This is a genomic window from Kitasatospora sp. NPDC008050, assembly GCF_042957465.1.
Classification (GTDB): Bacteria; Actinomycetota; Actinomycetes; order Streptomycetales; family Streptomycetaceae; genus Kitasatospora.
Genome location: NZ_JBIBIJ010000001.1, coordinates 68,630 through 87,437, shown reverse-complemented (window position 1 = coordinate 87,437; position 18,808 = coordinate 68,630). Strand labels below are relative to the sequence as shown.

14 protein-coding genes and 1 pseudogene are annotated in these 18,808 nt (G+C 72.7%); 6 read left to right on the top strand and 9 right to left on the bottom strand.

The features are described 5' to 3' along the window. Positions 1-376: 376 nt before the first annotated feature. From ACFZB9_RS00415 to ACFZB9_RS00405, 3 genes are all read right to left on the bottom strand, one after another. On the bottom strand, positions 377-709 hold the full coding sequence (locus tag ACFZB9_RS00415) for a YnfA family protein (RefSeq protein ID WP_391442488.1): 333 nt from the start codon (positions 707-709) through the stop codon (positions 377-379). A gap of 83 nt (positions 710-792) precedes the next feature. Further along, positions 793-3,108, bottom strand: a complete 2,316-nt coding sequence (locus ACFZB9_RS00410) for a germacradienol/geosmin synthase (RefSeq protein ID WP_391442486.1) — start codon at positions 3,106-3,108, stop codon at positions 793-795. Between the two features lie 176 nt (positions 3,109-3,284). Further along, on the bottom strand, positions 3,285-4,496 hold the full coding sequence (locus ACFZB9_RS00405) for a pyridoxal phosphate-dependent aminotransferase (RefSeq protein WP_391442484.1): 1,212 nt from the start codon (positions 4,494-4,496) through the stop codon (positions 3,285-3,287). Between the two features lie 91 nt (positions 4,497-4,587). Between ACFZB9_RS00405 and ACFZB9_RS00400 the strand changes: the two are divergent. The 3 genes and pseudogenes from ACFZB9_RS00400 to ACFZB9_RS00390 all read left to right on the top strand — a co-directional run. Beyond that, a pseudogene (locus ACFZB9_RS00400) lies at positions 4,588-4,938 on the top strand (winged helix-turn-helix transcriptional regulator); the annotation flags it as partial. Between the two features lie 119 nt (positions 4,939-5,057). Continuing rightward, complete coding sequence (locus ACFZB9_RS00395) at positions 5,058-5,525, top strand: GNAT family N-acetyltransferase (RefSeq protein ID WP_391442483.1); 468 nt, start codon at positions 5,058-5,060, stop codon at positions 5,523-5,525. Positions 5,526-5,602: 77 nt separating this feature from the next. Continuing rightward, positions 5,603-6,397, top strand: coding sequence for an SGNH/GDSL hydrolase family protein (locus tag ACFZB9_RS00390; RefSeq protein ID WP_391442481.1), 795 nt, complete (start codon positions 5,603-5,605; stop codon positions 6,395-6,397). Between the two features lie 22 nt (positions 6,398-6,419). On the opposite strand, the gene ACFZB9_RS00385 is transcribed toward ACFZB9_RS00390, so the two are convergent. Then, complete coding sequence (locus tag ACFZB9_RS00385) at positions 6,420-7,316, bottom strand: hypothetical protein (protein ID WP_391442480.1); 897 nt, start codon at positions 7,314-7,316, stop codon at positions 6,420-6,422. A 119-nt stretch (positions 7,317-7,435) separates the two neighbouring features. Between ACFZB9_RS00385 and ACFZB9_RS00380 the strand changes: the two genes are divergently transcribed. Beyond that, positions 7,436-9,115 carry an AMP-binding protein gene (locus ACFZB9_RS00380; protein WP_391442478.1) on the top strand — a complete coding sequence of 560 codons (1,680 nt, stop codon included), beginning with the start codon at positions 7,436-7,438 and terminating at the stop codon, positions 9,113-9,115. A 51-nt stretch (positions 9,116-9,166) separates the two neighbouring features. After that, the gene (locus tag ACFZB9_RS00375; RefSeq protein WP_391442476.1) at positions 9,167-11,644 is read left to right on the top strand and encodes a Tex family protein; all 2,478 of its coding nucleotides are present in this window, start codon (positions 9,167-9,169) and stop codon (positions 11,642-11,644) included. Between the two features lie 51 nt (positions 11,645-11,695). Here the strand turns inward: ACFZB9_RS00375 and ACFZB9_RS00370 are convergent, their stop codons facing one another. Further along, positions 11,696-12,256, bottom strand: a complete 561-nt coding sequence (locus ACFZB9_RS00370) for an NUDIX hydrolase (RefSeq protein WP_391442475.1) — start codon at positions 12,254-12,256, stop codon at positions 11,696-11,698. A 99-nt stretch (positions 12,257-12,355) separates the two neighbouring features. Here ACFZB9_RS00370 and ACFZB9_RS00365 point away from each other — a divergent pair, with 99 nt between their 5' ends. Continuing rightward, positions 12,356-13,993 (top strand): isovaleryl-CoA dehydrogenase, encoded by a 1,638-nt coding sequence (locus ACFZB9_RS00365; protein WP_391442473.1) that lies wholly within the window; start codon positions 12,356-12,358, stop codon positions 13,991-13,993. A 74-nt stretch (positions 13,994-14,067) separates the two neighbouring features. Here the strand turns inward: ACFZB9_RS00365 and ACFZB9_RS00360 are convergent, their stop codons facing one another. The 4 genes from ACFZB9_RS00360 to ACFZB9_RS00345 all read right to left on the bottom strand — a co-directional run bounded on the left by ACFZB9_RS00360 (position 14,068) and on the right by ACFZB9_RS00345 (position 18,751). Then, positions 14,068-15,591, bottom strand: coding sequence for a carbohydrate binding domain-containing protein (locus ACFZB9_RS00360; protein WP_391442472.1), 1,524 nt, complete (start codon positions 15,589-15,591; stop codon positions 14,068-14,070). A 165-nt stretch (positions 15,592-15,756) separates the two neighbouring features. Then, positions 15,757-16,359 (bottom strand): GNAT family N-acetyltransferase, encoded by a 603-nt coding sequence (locus tag ACFZB9_RS00355; RefSeq protein ID WP_391442470.1) that lies wholly within the window; start codon positions 16,357-16,359, stop codon positions 15,757-15,759. A gap of 68 nt (positions 16,360-16,427) precedes the next feature. Then, positions 16,428-17,084, bottom strand: a complete 657-nt coding sequence (locus tag ACFZB9_RS00350; protein WP_391442469.1) for a nitroreductase family protein — start codon at positions 17,082-17,084, stop codon at positions 16,428-16,430. A 29-nt stretch (positions 17,085-17,113) separates the two neighbouring features. Next, positions 17,114-18,751, bottom strand: coding sequence for an ABC-F family ATP-binding cassette domain-containing protein (locus ACFZB9_RS00345; RefSeq protein WP_391442467.1), 1,638 nt, complete (start codon positions 18,749-18,751; stop codon positions 17,114-17,116). Positions 18,752-18,808: the final 57 nt, after the last annotated feature.

Below are 18,808 nucleotides of genomic sequence, written 5' to 3'. Positions count from 1 at the left end.
TCGCGGCTCAGGGCACCGCGCTGACCCCCAGCGACATCGACGCTCTTGCGACCTCGGCGGCGAACCAGGCGTCCGACGGGTTCACGCAGGGCGGCCTGACCGCGACCGTGATCAATGGCTGAGCGTCGATTCCCGCGTCCCCGGGTCATGGTGGCGGCAGGGCTTGCCGGGGTCGTGGTACTGGCGGGCTTGTTCTCCTGGTGGTCGCGGCCCATGCTCGAATTGCCTCGGAGCGCCTGCTGGTCAGCGCTGAACCAGGACGACTCAAACCGCTGACAGGGGCGCGCAAGGAAGCTGTTCTCCACCACCCGTGCAGCAATGGCGTTCGGTTTCCGGCGGGCGACCCAGTGGTAGCGGGGTCCTGAGCCGAGAGGTGTCAGCGGCGCGGGCCGTACATGATCACGCCCACGCCGACCAGGCAGATGAGGGCGCCGGCCACGTCGTAGCGGGTCGGGCGGAAGCCGTCCACCACGACGCCCCAGATCAGCGAGCCGGCCACGAAGACACCGCCGTAGGCGGCGAGCACCCGGCCGAAGTGGCTGTCCGGCTGGAAGGCGGCGACGAAGCCGTAGCCGCCGAGCGCCAGGATCCCGAGGCCCGCCAGCCACCAGGGCCGGGACTCCCGCACGCTCTGCCAGATCAGCCAGCAGCCCCCGATCTCGGCCAGGGCGGCCAGGACGAACAGGGCGGCGGAACGCAGAACGGTCATGCCGGTCAGCCTACGGGCCGCTGGGCGCGCGGCGGCCGCTGCCTCGGGGAAGGCAGCGGCCGCGGCGGGGTGCGGTCCCGCGGTCAGCGGCTGACAGCCGCCGCGAGCTCACGGGCGATGCGGGCGGCGGAGGTGCCGAGGCCGCCGGCGGCGGGCGGGGCGAATCCGCGGGTGGGTGCGCCGGGTGCGGGTGCGGGTGCGGTGGCCGGTGCGGCCGGTGTGGCCGGCGGAGCGGACATCCGCTGGAGGTAGGCGGTCGGCTGGTACTCCAGCTCCTCCTCGCGGTAGCGGCCGACGTTGGTGTGCCAGTTGAGGATCCCGGAGAGCCAGTTCCGCAGCCCCTGCGCGAAGTCCTCCAGCGCCTGGCGGCCCGCCGCGTCGAGCTGGAAGTCCTCGTAGAGGATCGGCATCTCGTTGGCCGCGATGTGCTGGAACTGGTCCAGCCGGGAGGACATCAGGTCATGGACGATGCCCAGCGCCTGGTCCCGGTCGCAGCCGAAGAAGTTCTGCACCACCAGGACGCCGTTGTGCACCTCGCCCTCGAACTGGACCTCCTTCTGGTAGGAGAAGACGTCGTTCATCAGACAGGCGTAGTCGGAGGCCGAGCTGACCAGCGCCTTGAGCGTGCCGGAGCGCCAGACCTGCTCCGGCACCGCCTCCTCGGTGCTGAACCTGGCCAGGTTGCTGGTCAGTTGGCTGCCGAAGGTGAAGCGGCGCATCTCGATGTAGTCCACCGGGTCCGGGACCCGGTGCTGCGCCATGTTGCCGATCTCCCAGACCCAGGAGTCGAGCATCTCCTCGATGCTGCCGCGCAGGGTCTGCCGCTGAGGGGCGGTGAGCGGGGTGGCGGTGCGCTGCCAGAGGTCGGCCAGGCCGCGCTGCAGGGCGGTGGTCGGCAGCGGGCCGCGGTCGGGCGAGTCCAGCGGCATGTAGGGCTTGAGCCCGTCGGCGCAGGCCTTGGCGCCCAGCGGGCTCGGCGGGTAGGCGAAGGCCATCGGGAACCAGTCGTCCGCGTAGGTGCCCCAGGCCAGCCAGTCGGCGTTGAGTTCGAGCGCGCTCTGCGGGATGTCCGGTGCGATGCCGGCCCCGCACAGGGGGACGTCGGCGTTGCGCATCGAGCGCTCGGTCCAGCCGCCGGAGTCCGGCAGGCCGGGGGTCGGCTCGGTGAAGCGCATCTCCCGGCACCAGGCGTAGTCGTGCTCGCGGGCCGCCTCCAGGTGCGGGTTGATCCGCAGCGGGAAGGGCATCGGGAACTCGGGCAGCGGGGTCCGGCCGACCTGCTGGTACGGCACATGGCTGAACTGCCGCAGCCCGCCCGGCAGGTCGACGTACCGGCGCAAGGAGGCGGCCGAGGTGCCGAGGCCCACCGGGATCGCGGAGAACGTGCTGCCGGGAGCGTCGGCGCCGGCCCGGTCGTTCATGTAGCGGCTGGAGCGCATGTGCCACTCGTGGCCGCCGGACTGCCAGTCCTGCAGGCCCTTGAGATAGCCGGCGACCTTCGCCACCTCGTCCGGCGTCAGCGCGAACTCGGTGAAGAGCAGCGGGAGTTCGGTCAGGGCGGTGTTCTCGAACTGGTGCAGCCGGCTGGTCAGGATCTGGTTGACCGCATCGGCCGCCTGCTGGGTGGTGTAGCCGAGGAAGCGCTCCAGGACCAGGATGCCGTTGCTCAGCTCGCCCTCGTCCTGGACCTCGCGCTGGTAGGAGAAGAGGTCGTTGCGCAGGTGCACGCCGTCCGAGAAGGTGTCGCGCAGCACCCGCAGCGGGCGGCTGCCGGCTACCCGGGCGGGCACCTCGGCCTGCGCCGCGAACTCGACCAGGCCGGCCGACCAGGGCGCGCCGCCGACCTTGCGGCGCATCTCGATGTACTCGACCGGGTTGGCGACCCGGCCCTCGTTGATGTTGGAGAGCTCCCAGATCGACTCGTTCAGCAGATGCTCGGTGCTCTCCCGGAACCGGGCCCGCCAGCCGAGCGACATGTGCGGCACGGTGCGCGCCCACAGGTCGGCCAGGCCCGCCTCGACCGGGTTGGTCGGCTCGGGGAACCCGTCGCCGAGGTCCATCGGCATGAAGGCGGGCAGCCGGTCCAGGTAGGCCTGGCCGCCGGCCCGGTCGAGCGAGCGCTTGAAGGTCTCCAGGAAGTGGTCGTCGAAGAAGAAGACCCAGACGTACCAGTCGGTGACCAGGTCGAGCGCGGCGCTGTCGCAGTCCGGGTGGGTGTAGGCGCAGAGCAGCCCGTAGTCGTGGTCCTCCAGGTCCTTCAAGTCCCAGATGCCGGAGCCCTCCAGCATGCCCATCTCGCGTGCCCAGCCCCGGGTGTGCTCCCGGGCGCCCTCCAGGTGCGGATTGAGGGTGGCCGGGTGCGGCAGATAGAAGTCGGGCAGCGTGAACGGTTTCGCCATGGGATCCCCCTACCAGGAATTCGTACCGTCGATCATCGTCAAGTCTGGGCTCGCACCCAGTCTCTGGAGTGGTTCGACGGTCCGAAAGACGCGTGTGGCAGTGCGGGGAGGCGCGCGATTTCGGCCGTGCCTTGATCTTTCGAGTGAAGACGGCACGGCTTGCCGGCAGGCGCGGACTACTGCCGGTATGTGGTCAGGAACCGCCCGATCCGGCTGATCGCCGTCTCCAGGTCGTCCGCCCGGGGCAGCGTGACGAAGCGGAAGTGGTCGGGGCGGGGCCAGTTGAAGCCGGTGCCCTGGACGATGTGGATCTTCTCGCGGAGCAGCAGGTCGAGTACGAAGCGCTCGTCGTCCTTGATCTTGTGCACCGCCGGGTCCAGCTTGGCGAAGGCGTAGAGCGCGCCCTTGGGCTTGACGCAGCTGACCCCGGGCAACTCGTTGAGCGCGCGCCAGGTGACGTCGCGCTGCTCGGTCAGCCGGCCGGTCGGCAGCGTGAGGTCGTGGATCGACTGGTGGCCGCCGAGCGCGGCCTGCACCGCGTACTGGGCCGGCACGTTGGGGCACAGCCGCATGCCGGCCAGCATGGTGAGCCCCTCCAGGTAGTCCTTCGCATGCGGCTTGGGTCCGGAGACCACCAGCCAGCCGCTGCGGAAACCGGCCACCCGGTAGGCCTTGGAGAGGCCGTTGAAGGTGAGGGTGAGCACGTCGTCGGCGAGCGCGGCCAGGCAGTGGTGCTCGACCCCGTCGTAGAGGATCTTGTCGTAGATCTCGTCGGCCAGCACCATCAGGCCGTGCCGGCGGGCCAGGTCCAGGATCCCCTCCAGCAGCTCCTTGGGGTAGACCGCGCCGGTGGGGTTGTTGGGGTTGATCACCACGATCGCCTTGGTCCGCGTGGTGATCTTGGCGGCGATGTCGTCGAGGTCCGGGTACCACTCGGCCTCCTCGTCGCACAGGTAGTGCACCGCCTTGCCGCCGGCCAGGCGCACCACCGCGGTCCACAGCGGGAAGTCGGGGGCCGGCACGAGCACCTCGTCGCCGTCGTCCACCAGCGCCGTCACGGCCATCTGGATCAGCTCGGAGGCGCCGTTGCCGAGGAAGACGTCGTTCACGTCCACGCCGGTGACGCCGCGCTGCTGGTAGTACTGCACCACGGCCCGGCGGGCCGGCAGGATGCCGCGCGAGTCGCTGTAGCCGTGCGCGTTGGGGAGGTTGCGGATGATGTCCTGCAGGATCTCCTCGGGCGCCTCGAAGCCGAAGGGGGCCGGGTTGCCGGTGTTCAGCCGCAGCACGCTGTGCCCGGCCTCCTCCAGCGCGTTCGCCTGGTCGACCACCGGGCCGCGGATCTCGTAGCACACTCCCGCGAGCTTGCTGGACTGCCGAAACTCCATCTGGTGCCTCCCGGCGTGGGCCGCCAACGTGGTCGCTTTGTTCTACCAAGTAAGCACTTGGAAAGTCCAACCTATTGGCTATGCTGATGCCATGTCACGCCGAAGCTACGACCAGTACTGCGCTGTCGCCCGGGCCCTGGACGCGGTGGGGGAGCGCTGGAGCCTCCTGATCGTCCGTGAACTCCTCGGCGGCCCGCGCCGGTACACCGACCTGCACGCCGACCTGCCCGGGGTCAGCACGGACATCCTGGCCACCCGGCTCAAGCAGCTGGAGGGCGAGGGCCTGGTGATCCGGCGCAGGCTGGAGCGGCCGGCCAACGCGGCGGTGTACGAGCTGACCGAGCGCGGCCGCCAGCTGCGCCAGGTGGTCGACGCGCTGGGCAGCTGGGGCCTGCCGGCCCTGGGCGAGCAGCGGCCGACGGACGCGGTGCGCGGGCACTGGGTCACCAGCGCCTGAGCCTCGGCGCCGACCCCGCCCGGGTGGCGCCCCGGCCGGGCGGTACCCCGCCCGGGCGGAAAACCGGTTGCCGATCGAGGACTTGGCGTTCATCGTTGCCGGTTGTGACGATCAAGGACCTCGAACTGCGCCGCGCCACCGAGCACGACGCCGACGCCGCGGCAGAGCTCTACCTCTCCTCCTTCGCCGCGGCGCTGCCCACCGTGCGGCTCGCGCACAGCCCCGAGGAGGTGCGCGGCTGGTTCCGCCACGTGGTGGTGCCGCAGCTGGAGACCTGGGTGGCGCGGACGCCCGAGGGCGAGCCGGCCGGGCTGCTGGTGCTGGATGGCGGCTCGCTGGAGCAGCTCTACCTGGCGCCGCACTGGCGCGGCCGGGGTCTGGGCGACCGCCTGGTCGAGCTGGCCAAGAGCCTGCGCCCGGCGGGCCTGGAGCTCTGGACCTTCCAGGTCAACGGCCCGGCCCAGCGGTTCTACCAGCGGCACGGCTTCGTCGAGGCCGAGCGCACCGACGGCAGCCGCAACGAGGAGCGCGAGCCGGACCTGCGCTACGTCTGGACGCCGCCCGTCGCCTGATCCTGACTGCTGGGGCCTGTCCGGCGGATCTTGCCGGGCAACATCCGCCGGAGAGGCCCCGGTAGCATCGGGGGGCCATGGACCAGGAACCCGCCTTCGCCCGCTTCACCAGCTACGTCGCCGTCGGTGACTCCTTCACCGAGGGCATGTGCGACGAGCTGCGCCCCGACGGCCACTACCGGGGCTGGGCCGACCGGCTCGCGGCTTGCCTGGCGGCCGAGGTCGCGCCGGCCGGCTTCCGGTACGCGAACCTGGCCGTGCGCGGCAAGCTGATCGGCCAGATCCGCGACGAGCAGCTGGCGCCGGCCGTCGCGGCGGGGGCCGAGCTGGTCACCCTGGCCGGCGGGCTCAACGACGTGCTGCGGCCGGGCTGCGAGATCGAGGCGGTGCGGGCGCAGCTGGGCGAGGCGGCCGGGCGACTGCTGGCCACCGGCGCCACGGTGGTGCTCTTCACCAGCACCGATCCGACCCGGCGGATGGCGGGCAGCGCCCGACTGCTCCCCGCCATCCGGGAACTACGCGACTTCGTCGAGGAGTTGGGCGACCACCCGCGGGTCGCGGTGGTGGACCTGTTCGCCGCGACCTGCTTCGACGACCGGCGGCTGTGGGCCGAGGACCGGCTGCACCTGTCGGCCGAGGGGCACCGCCGGGTCGCCGAGGCGGTCCGCCAGGCGCTCGGCCGCCCGCCGGCCTTCGACTGGCGCGCCCCGCTGCCGCCCGCCGCGCCCGCCGGCCGTGCCGCCCGGATCCGCGGCGACCTGCGCTGGCTGCGGATCCACGTACTGCCGTGGCTGGGACGGCGGTTGACCGGCCGCTCCTCGGGCGACGGCCGGCCGCCGAAGCAGCCGGAGCTGGCGCCCTACCAGGGGTGATCTCCAGGCCCTGGGGCCCGGGTCAGCCGCTGATCACGCAGCCGCCGCCGTTGTTGCTCCACAGCGGTTGCATCGGGAAGGTGCCGGTGGGCAGCGTGACGTTCTGGAAGTTGCTCTCGCACAGGTCGCCGATCTCCTCGCCGGAGGGGTCCAGCCAACCGCTGGACGGCTGCGGGTCGGTGATCGACTCGGCGTACTCGTGGCCCTCGACGATGCTGAAGGCGGACAGCTTGTCGCCGAGGAGGTTGTTCGGGCAGCGGCTGCCGGCCGGGGCGTCCAGCTGGTAGGGCATGTTGGTGTAGGAGACGCTGCCGGTGTAGTCGTGCCAGGCGCAGAAGCCCGAACCGGGCCAGCCGTCCGGTGAGGTCCCGCTCGGGCTCATCACCACGATCTGTGCGTCCGGGTTGCCGGCCACGCCGAAGTGCCCGGCGGCGCTGTCCGCCTCGGCGGCGATGTCCTGCTGCTGGGAGGAGGCGGGGGCGGGGGAGCCGTCGTCCACCCAACTGCCGCCGAACACCGGGCCGGTGAAGGCGGGACCGCTGCCGGAGGAGTCGGGGTACTGCGAGGTGATGGTGGACCAGTGGTCCTGGCCGGTGCCCAGCCCGTTGAACAGGTTGGTCATGTACTGCTGCACGCCGTTGCCGTCGCTGTCCCACTGGCTGCCCCAGAAGTCCAGGTAGACCACCGGGCTGTGCTGGACCGGGCCGCCGTTGTAGGTGACCTGGTCGCTGCCCGGGCGGTGGCGGGCCGGGGTGGCGTGCGCGGCGGGGGCGGCGGCGGAGTAGGTGCCGGGGCGGGTGGGGTGCGGGGCGGCGTTGGCGCCGGGGGCGTCGGCGAGGGCGGGGATCAGACCGAGCAGGAGGACGGCGCCGGAGGCGGTGAGGAGGCGCCGGAGCCGCTGGTGAGGGGTGAGTCTCATGCCCAGATGGTGGGTGCGCGGCCGGGGACCGGAAAGTCCATGGGATCGACGTATACACGCCAAGACGGGAACCCGACGGAGCCCTATGATCGGCCGCACCCGCCTTCCGAGGAGCAGCCGTGACCAGCCCCACCGCCACCGAACGCTACCGCGCAGCCCGTGACCTGCTGCTGCGTCAGGAGGACTTCGACTGGCCCGTGTTCGAGGGCCGCTTCAACTGGGCCATCGACTGGTTCGACGCGATCGCCCGGGGCAACGACCGCACCGCGCTGTGGATCGTCCAGGAGGACGGCACGGAGGCGAAGTACAGCTTCGCCGAGCTGGCGCACCGCTCCGACCAGCTCGCCCACCACCTGGCCGGGCTCGGCGTGGCGGCCGGGGACCGGGTGCTGCTGATGCTCGGCAACCAGGTCGAGCTGTGGGAGGCGATGCTCGCGGTGATGAAGCTCGGCGCGGTGATCATGCCGACCACCACCGCGCTGGGGACCGCCGACCTGGCCGACCGGATCGGGCGCGGTGGCGCCCGGCACGTGGTGGCCAACGCCCGCGACACCGCGAAGTTCACCGGCACCGGGTACACCCGGATCGTGGTGGGCGGCGCCGCCGACGGCTGGGCGCCCTTCGAGGCCGGCTACCAGCTCGCCGACCCCGCGCCGTTCACCGCCACCACCGCGCCCGGGGACCCGCTGCTGGTCTACTTCACCTCCGGCACCACCAGCCTGCCCAAGATGGTCGAGCACACCCAGGTCTCCTACCCGGTCGGCCACCTGACCACGATGGCCTGGGCCGGCCTGCGCCCGGGCGACGTGCATCTGAACATCAGCTCGCCGGGCTGGGCCAAGCACGCCTGGAGCTGCTTCTTCGCGCCGTGGATCGCGCAGGCGACGGTCTTCGTCCACAACTACACCCGGTTCGACGCCACCCGCCTGCTCGACCAGCTGCGCCGGGCCGAGGTCACCACCTTCTGCGCCCCGCCGACGGTCTGGCGGATGCTCATCCAGGCCGAGCTGGGCCAGCGCCCGCCGGCGCTGCGCGAGCTGATCGCGGCCGGCGAGCCGCTCAACCCGGAGGTGATCGCGCAGATCGAGCGGCGCTGGGGGCTGACCATCCGGGACGGCTTCGGGCAGACCGAGACCACCCTGCTGGTGGGCAACACGCCCGGGCTGCCGGTCAAGCCCGGGTCGATGGGCCGCCCGCTGCCGGGGGTGGCGGTGGTGCTCGTCGACCCGGTCAGCGGCAAGCCGGCCGAGGAGGGCGAGATCTGCCTGGACCTGGCGAGGCGCCCGGTCAACCTGATGACCGGCTACCTGGCCGACCCCGAGCGCAACGCCGCGGTGACGGCGGGCGGTTACTACCACACCGGCGATGTCGCGAGCCGGGACGCGGACGGCTACCTCAGCTACATCGGCCGCACCGACGACGTCTTCAAGGCCTCCGACTACAAGGTCTCGCCGTTCGAGCTGGAGAGCGTGCTGATCGAGCACCCGGCGGTGGCCGAGGCGGCCGTGGTCCCCGCGCCCGACGCCACCCGGCTCGCGGTGCCCAAGGCCTATGTGGCGCTGGCGCCCGGCTGGGCGGCGGACCGCGCGACGGCGCTGTCGATCCTGGCCTACGCGCGCGAGCACCTGGCGCCCTATCTGCGGGTGCGCCGGCTGGAGTTCTACGAGCTGCCGAAGACCATCTCCGGCAAGATCCGCCGGGTCGAGCTGCGGGCCAGGGAGGAGGAGGCCTTCGAGGGGCACGGCGGTGCGTTGTCGCGGGAGTGGCGTGAGGAGCAGTTCCCCGAGCTGCGCAGCTGACAGAATGCGGGGCGTACCCGCAAGGCAACTCATGAGAAGGTGACCGGCTTCGTGACCACGCCAGCCGAGCAGGCAGCACAGGCAGCAGCGGCGGCCGAACAGGCCGTCGGGCGGCGGATCGCCGAGGAACTCGGGGTCCGCGAAGGGCAGGTGAGGGCGGCCGTCGAGCTGCTCGACGGCGGCTCGACCGTGCCGTTCATCGCCCGCTACCGCAAGGAGGTCACCGGCGAGCTCGACGACGCCCAGCTGCGCACGCTGGAGGAGCGGCTGCGCTACCTGCGCGAGCTGGAGGAGCGCCGGTCCGCGGTGCTGGAGTCGATCGAGGCGCAGGGCAAGCTGGACGACGCGCTGCGCGCGCAGATCCTGGCCGCCGACGCCAAGGCCCGCCTGGAGGACATCTACCTGCCCTACAAGCCCAAGCGGCGCACCAAGGCGCAGATCGCCCGCGAGGCCGGCCTGGAACCGCTGGCCGAGCAGCTGCTCGCCGACCCCTCGCTCGACCCGGCCGCGCTGGCCGGTACGTTCCTGAACGAGCAGGTCGCCGATGCGCCCGCCGCGCTGGAGGGCGCCCGCTCGATCCTGGTGGAGCGCTTCGCCGAGGACGCCGACCTGATCGGCTCGCTGCGCGAGCGGATGTGGGGCCGCGGCCGGCTGGTGGCCACCATGCGGGCCGGCAAGGAGCAGGACGGCGCCAAGTTCGCCGACTACTTCGACTTCGCCGAGCCGTTCACCAAGCTGCCCTCGCACCGGATCCTGGCGATGCTGCGCGGCGAGAAGGAGGAGGTGCTCGACCTCGACCTGTCGCCCTTCGACGGGGACGAGGCGGGCGACCTGCCCGGCGCCAGCGACTACGAGCAGCGGATCGCCGCCCGGTTCGGCGTCGCCGACCACGGCCGCCCGGCCGACAAGTGGCTCGGCGACACCGTCCGCTGGGCCTGGCGCACCCGGATCCTGGTCCGGCTCGGCCTGGACCTGCGCACCCGGCTGCGTCAGGAGGCCGAGGACGAGGCGGTCAAGGTGTTCGCCGCCAACCTGCGCGACCTGCTGCTGGCCGCGCCGGCCGGCACCCGGGCCACCATGGGCCTGGACCCGGGCTTCCGCACCGGTGTCAAGGTCGCCTTGGTGGACGACACCGGCAAGGTGGTCGCGCACGACACGATCTACCCGCACCAGCCGGCCAACAAGTGGGACGCCGCGATCGCCACCCTGGCCCAGCTCGCCGCGAAGCACCGGGTGGACCTGATCGCGATCGGCAACGGCACCGCCTCGCGGGAGACCGACAAGCTCGCCGAGGACCTGATCACGCGGCACCCGGAGCTGAAGCTCACCAAGGCGATGGTCTCCGAGGCCGGCGCCTCGGTCTACTCCGCCTCGGCCTTCGCCTCGCAGGAGCTGCCGGAGCTCAACGTCTCGATCCGCGGCGCGGTCTCGATCGCCCGCCGGCTCCAGGACCCGCTGGCCGAGCTGGTCAAGATCGACCCCAAGTCGATCGGGGTCGGCCAGTACCAGCACGACCTGAGCGAGGTGAAGCTCTCCCGTTCGCTGGACGCGGTGGTCGAGGACTGTGTGAACGCGGTGGGCGTGGACGTCAACACCGCCTCCGCGCCGCTGCTCACCCGGGTCTCCGGGGTGACCGGCACGCTGGCCGAGAACATCGTGGCGCACCGCGACGCCAACGGCCCGTTCCGCACCCGCAAGGCGCTCAAGGACGTGGCGCGGCTGGGCCCCAAGGCCTTCGAGCAGTGCGCGGGCTTCCTGCGGATCCCGGGCGGTGACGACCCGCTGGACGCCTCCGCGGTGCACCCGGAGGCCTACCCGGTGGTGCGCCGGATCCTGGCGGCGACCGGCGGCACGCTGGCGGAGCTGGTCGGCAACGGCACGGCGCTGCGGGCGCTGCGCCCCGGCGACTTCGCGGACGAGACCTTCGGCATCCCGACCGTCACCGACATCCTGGGCGAGCTGGACAAGCCCGGGCGCGACCCGCGGCCGGCCTTCCGCACGGCCACCTTCCGGGAGGGCGTCGACAAGATCGGCGACCTGGAGGTGGGCATGGTGCTGGAGGGCGTGGTCACCAATGTGGCCGCCTTCGGTGCCTTCGTGGACGTGGGCGTGCACCAGGACGGCCTGGTGCACGTCTCGGCGCTCTCCACCAGGTTCGTCAAGGACCCGCGCGAGGTGGTCAAGTCCGGTGACGTGGTGCGCTGCAAGGTCGTCTCGGTGGACGTGCAGCGCAAGCGGATCGGGCTGACCCTGCGGCTGGACGACGAGGCGGCGCGGCCGGCCCGCGGCCAGGGCGGCGGTGAGGGCCAGCACCGTGGTGAGGGTCAGCGCGGCGAGGGCCAGCGCGGCGAGGGTCAGCGTGCGGCCCAGCGCGGCGGGCAGAGCGGTGACGGCGGTGGTCAGCGTGAGCGCGGCCAGCGGCCGCCGCGGCAGGACCGGCGCGGCGGCGAGCAGCGCGGCGGTGGCGCGGCGCCCGTGGTGAACAGCGCGATGGCGGACGCGCTGCGGCGCGCGGGGCTGGGCAAGTAGGACCAGCCGGGCGTGAGAGGTCGAACTCCTCGACTTCTCACGCCCGTTCCGTCAGTGCCGTGCGGCCCGCAGTTCGGCCGCCAGCGCCACCAGTTCGCCCCGCCAGCGCTCGCCCTCGCCGGACAGCAGTGCCACCGCCTCGGCCACCGGCACGGCGCGCACCTCCTCCACCACCTCGCCGTCCGCCGGGTTGGTCGGCGCGCCGTCCACCGTCACCTCGGCCCAGCCCCAGAGCCAGAACTTGCGCGGGTGCGGCTGCCACGGGCGGTAGGGCAGGGCCCGGTCCGTGACCGCCTCGTGGGCGCCCACCCAGACCGGCTCGCCGAGCACCCGGGCGCCGGCCTCCTCGACCAACTCGCGGGCCAGGCAGGCCTCGACGGATTCGGCCGGCTCCCGGGTGCCGCCGGGCAGGAACCAGTGGCCGCGGCTGTCGCGGCAGAGCACCACCGACTCGCCGGTGAACCCGATCAGGTGAATGTTGGTGATCAGCTCGTCCGGCGGCTGCGCCATCGCGAACCGCGCGTCGATGCCGCCCCACTCCCAGCGCTGGGGCGCGAACAGCGCGGGAAAGCGGTCCTCGGGCGGGCTGCTGAGATCGGTGATCGGTGTCATCGCGTGATCGTAGTCGTCGCCCCTGACGGACGGGCGACGCGCGAGGGCGGAACCCCTACTCTGGTGCTGTCCAACTTACTCGCGAGTAGGGAGCAGGCCGTGCCGCACACCCACGAGGTCACCAACCAGGTTCCGCCGCCCTACGGTCACAACCTCGCCGAGGACCCCGCGCTGCTCGCCGCCCTGCACCGGTCCGGTGCCGGCTGGGCCGAGGCCGAGCTGCGTGAACTGGGCACGCTGGCCGGCACCGAGCAGGCCGCGCAGTGGGGCCGCCTGGCCAACGAGAACGAGCCGGTGCTGCGCACCCACGACCGCTACGGCCACCGGATCGACGAGGTCGAGTTCCACCCGGCCTGGCACCAGCTGATGACCGTCGCGGTCGAGCACGGCCTGCACGCCGCCCCCTGGCGCGACCCGCGCCCGGGCGCGCACACCGCCCGCGCCGCCAAGTTCTACCTGTGGAGCCAGGTGGAGGCCGGCCACGGCTGCCCGATCTCGATGACCTACGCCGCCGTCCCGGCGCTGCGCGCCACCCCCGAGCTGGCCCAGTGGCTGGAGCCGCTGCTCGCCGCCAACGTCTACGACTTCGGGCTGCGCGAGCCGTCCGGCAAGCGCGGTCTGATCGCCGGCATGTCGATGACCGAGAAGCAGGGCGGCTCGGACGTGCGGGCCAACACCACCGTCGCCCTGCCCGCCGGTGACGGCACCTACCACCTGACCGGCCACAAGTGGTTCACCTCGGCACCGATGTCCGACGTGTTCCTGACCCTCGCTCAGGCACCGGGCGGCCTGAGCTGCTTCGTGCTGCCGCGGGTGCTGCCGGACGGCACCCGCAACGCGCTGCGGATCCAGCGGCTCAAGGACAAGCTGGGCAACCGCTCCAACGCCTCCGCCGAGCTGGAGTACGAGGAGGCGGTGGGCTGGCTGGTCGGCGAGGAGGGCCGCGGGGTGCGGACCATCATCGAGATGGTCAACATGACCCGGCTGGACTGCACGCTGGGCGCGGCCGCCGGGATGCGGCTGGGCGTGCAGCGGGCGGTGCAGCACGCCACCCACCGGCGGGCGTTCGGCGCCGAGCTGATCGACCAGCCGCTGATGCGCAATGTGCTGGCCGATCTGGCCCTGGAGTCGGAGGCGGCCACCACGGTGGCGCTACGGCTGGCCGAGGCCACCGACCGGGCGTCGGCCGGTGACGAGGGCGAGGCGCACTTCAAGCGCCTGGCGCTGGCGGTCACCAAGTACTGGGTCTGCAAGCGCGGTCCGGCGCACGCGGCCGAGGCGCTGGAGTGCCTGGGCGGCAACGGCTACGTGGAGGAGTCCGGGATGCCCCGGCTCTACCGGGAGGCGCCGCTGGTCTCGATCTGGGAGGGCTCGGGCAACGTCGCCGCGCTGGACGCGCTGCGCGCGATGGCCCGCAGCCCGCAGGCGGTGGAGGCCTACTTCGCCGAACTCGACGCGGTGGCCGGCGCCGACCGTCGGCTGGACGCGGCGGTGGCCGGGCTGCGCAAGGAGATCGGTGACCCGGGCGAGATCGAGTTCCGCACCCGCCGGCTGGTCGAGGCGATGGCGCTCGCGCTGCAGGGCGCGCTGCTGGTGCGGCACGGTGACCCGGCGGTGGCGGACGCCTTCTGCGCCTCGCGGCTGGGCGGCGACCACGGCAACGCCTTCGGCACGCTGCCCACCGGGGTGGACACCGCGGCGCTGATCGGGCGGGCGCGGATGGTGCCGGCGTCCTGAGCCGGTTCTGACGCCGAGCGGCGGGTGGGCGCCCCGTGTCGCCCACCCGCCGTCCCGTTCTCAGCCGGTGATCCTCAGCCGGTGTACTTCGCGAAGATCTTCGAGAAGTCGTACGGCTGCTGCGGCACGTTGGTGCACTTGTAGAGCGCGCCACCGGTGCAGGCGTTGGCGTCCCGGCTCAGCTCCCAGAAGGCCAGTTCGCCCAGGTGGTGCTGCTGGGCGAAGGTGACCACCTGTTGGGCCGCGGCCAGGTCGAAGACGTTGTGGTCGTCGTTCTCGCCGATCATCGGGGTGAGCCCGACGCTCGCCCAGAGCTGGGCGTCGGTCCTGCCCGGGTAGAGCGCCGCCAGCTGGTCGTGGGTGCTCTGCGCGGCCTGCACGGCGGCGTCACCGTAGTTGACGCCCGAGCGGCCGTAGTCCATCGCCATCACATTGACCAGGTCCAGGTTCACCCCGGCGCTGATCGCGGACTTGACCACGGCCAGGCCGTCCGAGGTCAGGCCCTCGGGCAGCACCGGGAGGGTGAGCGAGATCTTCAGGCCGGGGTGGGCCTGCTGGAGCCGGGCGAGCGCGGCCGAGCGGCGGTCGTTGGCGGCGGTGTCCGAGACCGCGGCGCCCTCGATGTCGAAGTCGACGTACTTCAGGTTGTAAGCGCTGACCACGGCGTCGTACTCGGCGAAGAGCGCGTCCACCGTGGGGCAGGCGGCGGCCAGTTCGGTGCCGGAGGCGCCGCCGAAGGAGACCTTGACGTCACCGCCGGATGCCCGGATCGCGTCGATCTGGTCCTTGGCCCAGGCCGCCCGGGGGTCGTAGGCGTTGAACCAACTGGCCTTGCAGCCCACGCTGGTGACGAAGGCGAGGGTGAAGGACTTGATCCCGCTGCCGGCCGAGTCGGCGGTCAGCGAGGGGGTCGGCCAGGCGCCCATGTCGACGTACGGGGCCAGCGGCATCGGCACGTTCGGCGCCGGGGTGCTGGAGCCGGTGGGTGCCGGGGTGGGAGTCGGGGTCGGCGTCGGCGTGGGGCTGGGCGTGGGCGTCGGGGTCGGCGTGGGCGTGGGGGCCGGGGCGGTGCCCGGGCCGGTGAGCTGAACGTCGTCCGCCAGGTAGGAGCCCTGCCCGTACCAGCCGTGCAGGTAGACCGTCACGCTGGTGGTGCTCGGCCCGGTGGTGAAGTTCGCGTTCAGTTGGCTCCAGCCGGAGGGGCTGGAGGTCCAGGCCGCCGGGTCGGTCACGCCCGCGCCCGTCGCGCCGAGGTAGACGTAGCCGCCCTGCACCCAGGCGCTCAGCGCATAGCTGGTGTTGGGCTGGACGGCCACGCTCTGGCCGCACTGCGCGGTGTCGCTCGCGCTCGCCGCGCCCTGCAGCGCCCCGCTGCCGGTGTGGGTCGGGCCGGCGACCACCGAGCCGGTGCCGGCCGAGCAGGTCCACGGTCCCAGGCCGCTCTCGAAGCCGGGGTCGGCCAGCAGGTTGCCGTCGCCGGCGGCCCAGGCACCTGCTGCCAGGGTGGTCAGGCCGCCGGTGGCCAGCAGGGCGGCGCAGCCGAGCGAGAGGAGTTTGACCCGGCGCGGGGTGGTCTGGCGGTGGAGCGCGCGTGGCATGGGGGACCTTCCGGGCAGGGCGGACCGCCGCCCGGCGCGCTGGTGGGGGTGCGCGGGCGGGGTCGCGGTGAGGCGGTTCTGCCACAAGATGGACTAGACCAACTGTGCACGTCAAGGAGTTGACGCGGCGTTACGGCTGGCTTAAGGCTGCGCTGCCCCGTCGGCTCAGCAGTGCGGCCGCTGCTGGATCCAGATCAGCTTGCGCCCGGTCTCCGACGGGGCCGTGGGCGGGGCCTCGGCGATCCGGTCGAGCCGGTAGCCGAGCTTGCGCGGGACGGCGGCGCTGGCCGCGTTCGCCTCGTCGCAGTGGATCTCCACCCGCTCGATCCCCGGGAGCCCGAGCGCGGCCTCGGTCAGCGCGGCGGCGCCGTTGGTGGCCAGCGAGCGGCCCGTGTGATCCTGGTCGATCCAGTAGCCGATCTCGATGGCGCCCGGGCCCACTCGCCGGTGCAGGCCGAACATGCCCAGCACGCTGCCGGGCTGGTCGCTGCGCTCCAGCACGTAGAGGAAGTCCGAGCCGTCCTGCCACAGTTGCCAGCCGAGCCGGGTCATCTCCTCGGTGCGGGCCAGCGACGGCGCGATGGTCGCCCAGGGCATCCAGGGCTGCAGATAGCTGAGGTTGCGGGTCACCGCCGCGTTGACCTGGGGAGCGTGCTCGATGGTGCGGCGGCGCAGGGCGAAGCCGTCGGGCAGTTCCAGCCACTCGGGCGGGCGGCTGGTGGTCGGCGGCGCGGCGGCGGTGGAGGGGTCACCGGCGGTCTGGTTCATGACACGCATCATGGCAGCCCGTGCGCGCCGCCGACCAGCGAAAAAGCGACCGCGGGGCGGCCGGTGCCTCAGAGCCGGACCAGCACCTCGTCCAGCTCCTTGCGGTGCAGATCGGGCACCTGGGCCCGCTCGGCGGGGTAGCCGACCGGGATCACGTACGCGGCGCGCTCCTCGGCGGGCCGCTCGCAGATCTCGTTGAGGAACTTCATCGGGCTCGGGGTGTGCGTCAGGGTGGCCAGGCCCGCCTGGTGCAGGGTGGCCAGCAGCAGGCCGACCGCGATCCCCACCGACTCCTTGGTGTAGTACGGCCGGGGCGAGCTGGGCCCCTTGTGCACCTCGAAGACCACGATCACCGCCGGCGCGTCCGTGAGGAACGGCTTGTGCCAGTCGGTGCCGATCGGCGCCAGCGCCGCCAGCCACTCCGCGGAGGCCCGGTGGTCGTAGAACTCGCGCTCCTCCGCCTCGGCGGCCTCGCGCAGCCGCGCCTTGCGGTCCGGGTCGGTGATCACCACGAACCGCCAGGGCTGCACGTGCGCGCCGCTGGGCGCGGTCGCGGCGGTGCGGATCGCCCAGTCCAGCACCCCGTCGGGCAGCGGGCGGCGGTCGTAGTCGCGGACGGTCCGGCGCTGGGCCATCACGTCGTGGAAGTCCCGGGCACGCGCCTGGGCCTCGTGGGCCGGCACATGCCTCGGGTGCAGGGGGACGGTGGGGTAGGAGGTCGTCATACGAGCTGTATGGGAGTCCCGCCGGTGGTCTAAACCTCCGTGACCTTCCCGTCGGTCACCACGAGCCGGCGGTTGACCGAGACCGTCTCCAGCATCCGCCGGTCGTGGGTGACCAGCAGCAGGGTGCCGGTGTAGGAGGCCAGCGCCGACTCCAACTGCTCGATGGCGGCCAGGTCCAGGTGGTTGGTCGGCTCGTCCAGCACCAGCAGGTTGACCCCGCGCGCCTGCAACAGGGCCAGCGCGGCGCGGGTGCGCTCGCCGGGGGAGAGGGTGTCGGCCGGGCGCAGCACATGCGCCGCCTTCAGCCCGAACTTGGCCAGCAGGGTGCGGACGTCGGCCGGCGACTGCTCGGGGACGGCCGCCTCGAAGGCGTCCAGCAGGGTCTCGGTGCCGAAGAACAGGCCGCGTGCCTGGTCCACCTCGCCGATCACCACGCCCGAGCCCAACGAGGCCTGGCCCGAGTCGAGTTCGAGCCGCCCGAGGAGGGCGGCCAGCAGCGTGGACTTGCCCGCGCCGTTCGCGCCGGTGATCGCCACCCGGTCCGCCCAGTCGATCTGCAGGTCCACCGGGCCGAAGCCGAACTCCCCGCGCCGCAGGCAGGCCTGACGCAGCGTCGCCACCACCGCGCCGGAGCGCGGGGCGACGGCGATCTCCATCCGCAGCTCCCACTCCTTGCGCGGCTCCTCCACCGTCTCCAGCCGCTCGATCATCCGCTGCGTCTGCTTGGCCTTGGCGGCCTGCTTCTCCGAGGACGAGGTCGCCGCCGCCTTGCGGATCTTGTCGCTGTCCGGGCTCTTCTTCAGCGCGTTGCGCACGCCCTTGTCCGCCCAGCCCTTCTGCATCCGCGCGCGGGCCTCCAGGCCGGCCTTGGTGTCGGCGTACTCGTCGTAGTCCTCGCGGGCGTGCTGGCGGGCCCGGGCGCGCTCCTCCAGGTAGGAGTCGTAGCCGCCGCCGTAGAGGTTGACCTGCTGCTGGGCCAGGTCCAGCTCCAGCACCCGGGTCACCGTGCGGGCCAGGAACTCGCGGTCGTGGCTGATCAGCACGGTGCCGGCGCGCAGCCCGGTGACGAAGGCCTCCAGCCGGTCCAGCCCGTCCAGGTCGAGGTCGTTGGTCGGCTCGTCGAGCAGGAAGACGTCGTAGCGGGAGAGCAGCAGCGAGGCCAGGCCCGCCCGGGCCGCCTGGCCGCCGGAGAGCGAGGCCATCTGCGACTCCAGGCCGATCCGCAGGCCGAGCGAGTCGGCGACCTGCTCGGCGCGCTCCTCCAGGTCGGCGCCGCCCAGGTCCAGCCAGCGGTCCAGCGCCTCGGCGTAGGCGTCGTCGGCGCCGGGGCGGCCCTCCACCAGGCCCTCGGTGGCCGCGTCCAGCGCGGCCTGGGCGGCGGTGACCCCGGTGCGCCGGGCCAGGAAGGCGCCGACCGTCTCGCCCGCGCGCCGCTCCGGCTCCTGCGGCAGGTGGCCGACGTTGGCGCTGCGCGGGCTGAGGGTGATCGAGCCGCTCTCGGGGCGGTCCAGGCCGGCCAGCAGGCGCAGCAGGGTCGACTTGCCGGCCCCGTTGACGCCGACCAGCCCGGTCACCTCGCCGGGGGCGACGACCAGGTCGAGCCCGGTGAACAGGGTGCGCTCGCCGTGGCCGGCGGCAAGGTCCTTGGTTACGAGAGTGGCACTCATGATGCCCCCGATCCTAGACGGCCGGGGCGCGGTCCCCGAATAATGCGTTGCCCGCCG

Bases quoted from the DNA above. Each gene is read 5' to 3' on its own strand.
- ACFZB9_RS00415 (WP_391442488.1), bottom strand. From the start codon at position 709: ATGACCGTTCTGCGTTCCGCCGCCCTGTTCGTCCTGGCCGCCCTGGCC.
- ACFZB9_RS00410 (WP_391442486.1), bottom strand. From the start codon at position 3,108: ATGGCGAAACCGTTCACGCTGCCCGACTTCTATCTGCCGCACCCGGCC.
- ACFZB9_RS00405 (WP_391442484.1), bottom strand. From the start codon at position 4,496: ATGGAGTTTCGGCAGTCCAGCAAGCTCGCGGGAGTGTGCTACGAGATC.
- ACFZB9_RS00390 (WP_391442481.1), top strand. From the start codon at position 5,603: ATGGACCAGGAACCCGCCTTCGCCCGCTTCACCAGCTACGTCGCCGTC.
- ACFZB9_RS00385 (WP_391442480.1), bottom strand. From the start codon at position 7,316: ATGAGACTCACCCCTCACCAGCGGCTCCGGCGCCTCCTCACCGCCTCC.
- ACFZB9_RS00370 (WP_391442475.1), bottom strand. From the start codon at position 12,256: ATGACACCGATCACCGATCTCAGCAGCCCGCCCGAGGACCGCTTTCCC.
- ACFZB9_RS00360 (WP_391442472.1), bottom strand. From the start codon at position 15,591: ATGCCACGCGCGCTCCACCGCCAGACCACCCCGCGCCGGGTCAAACTC.
- ACFZB9_RS00355 (WP_391442470.1), bottom strand. From the start codon at position 16,359: ATGAACCAGACCGCCGGTGACCCCTCCACCGCCGCCGCGCCGCCGACC.
- ACFZB9_RS00350 (WP_391442469.1), bottom strand. From the start codon at position 17,084: ATGACGACCTCCTACCCCACCGTCCCCCTGCACCCGAGGCATGTGCCG.
- ACFZB9_RS00345 (WP_391442467.1), bottom strand. From the start codon at position 18,751: ATGAGTGCCACTCTCGTAACCAAGGACCTTGCCGCCGGCCACGGCGAG.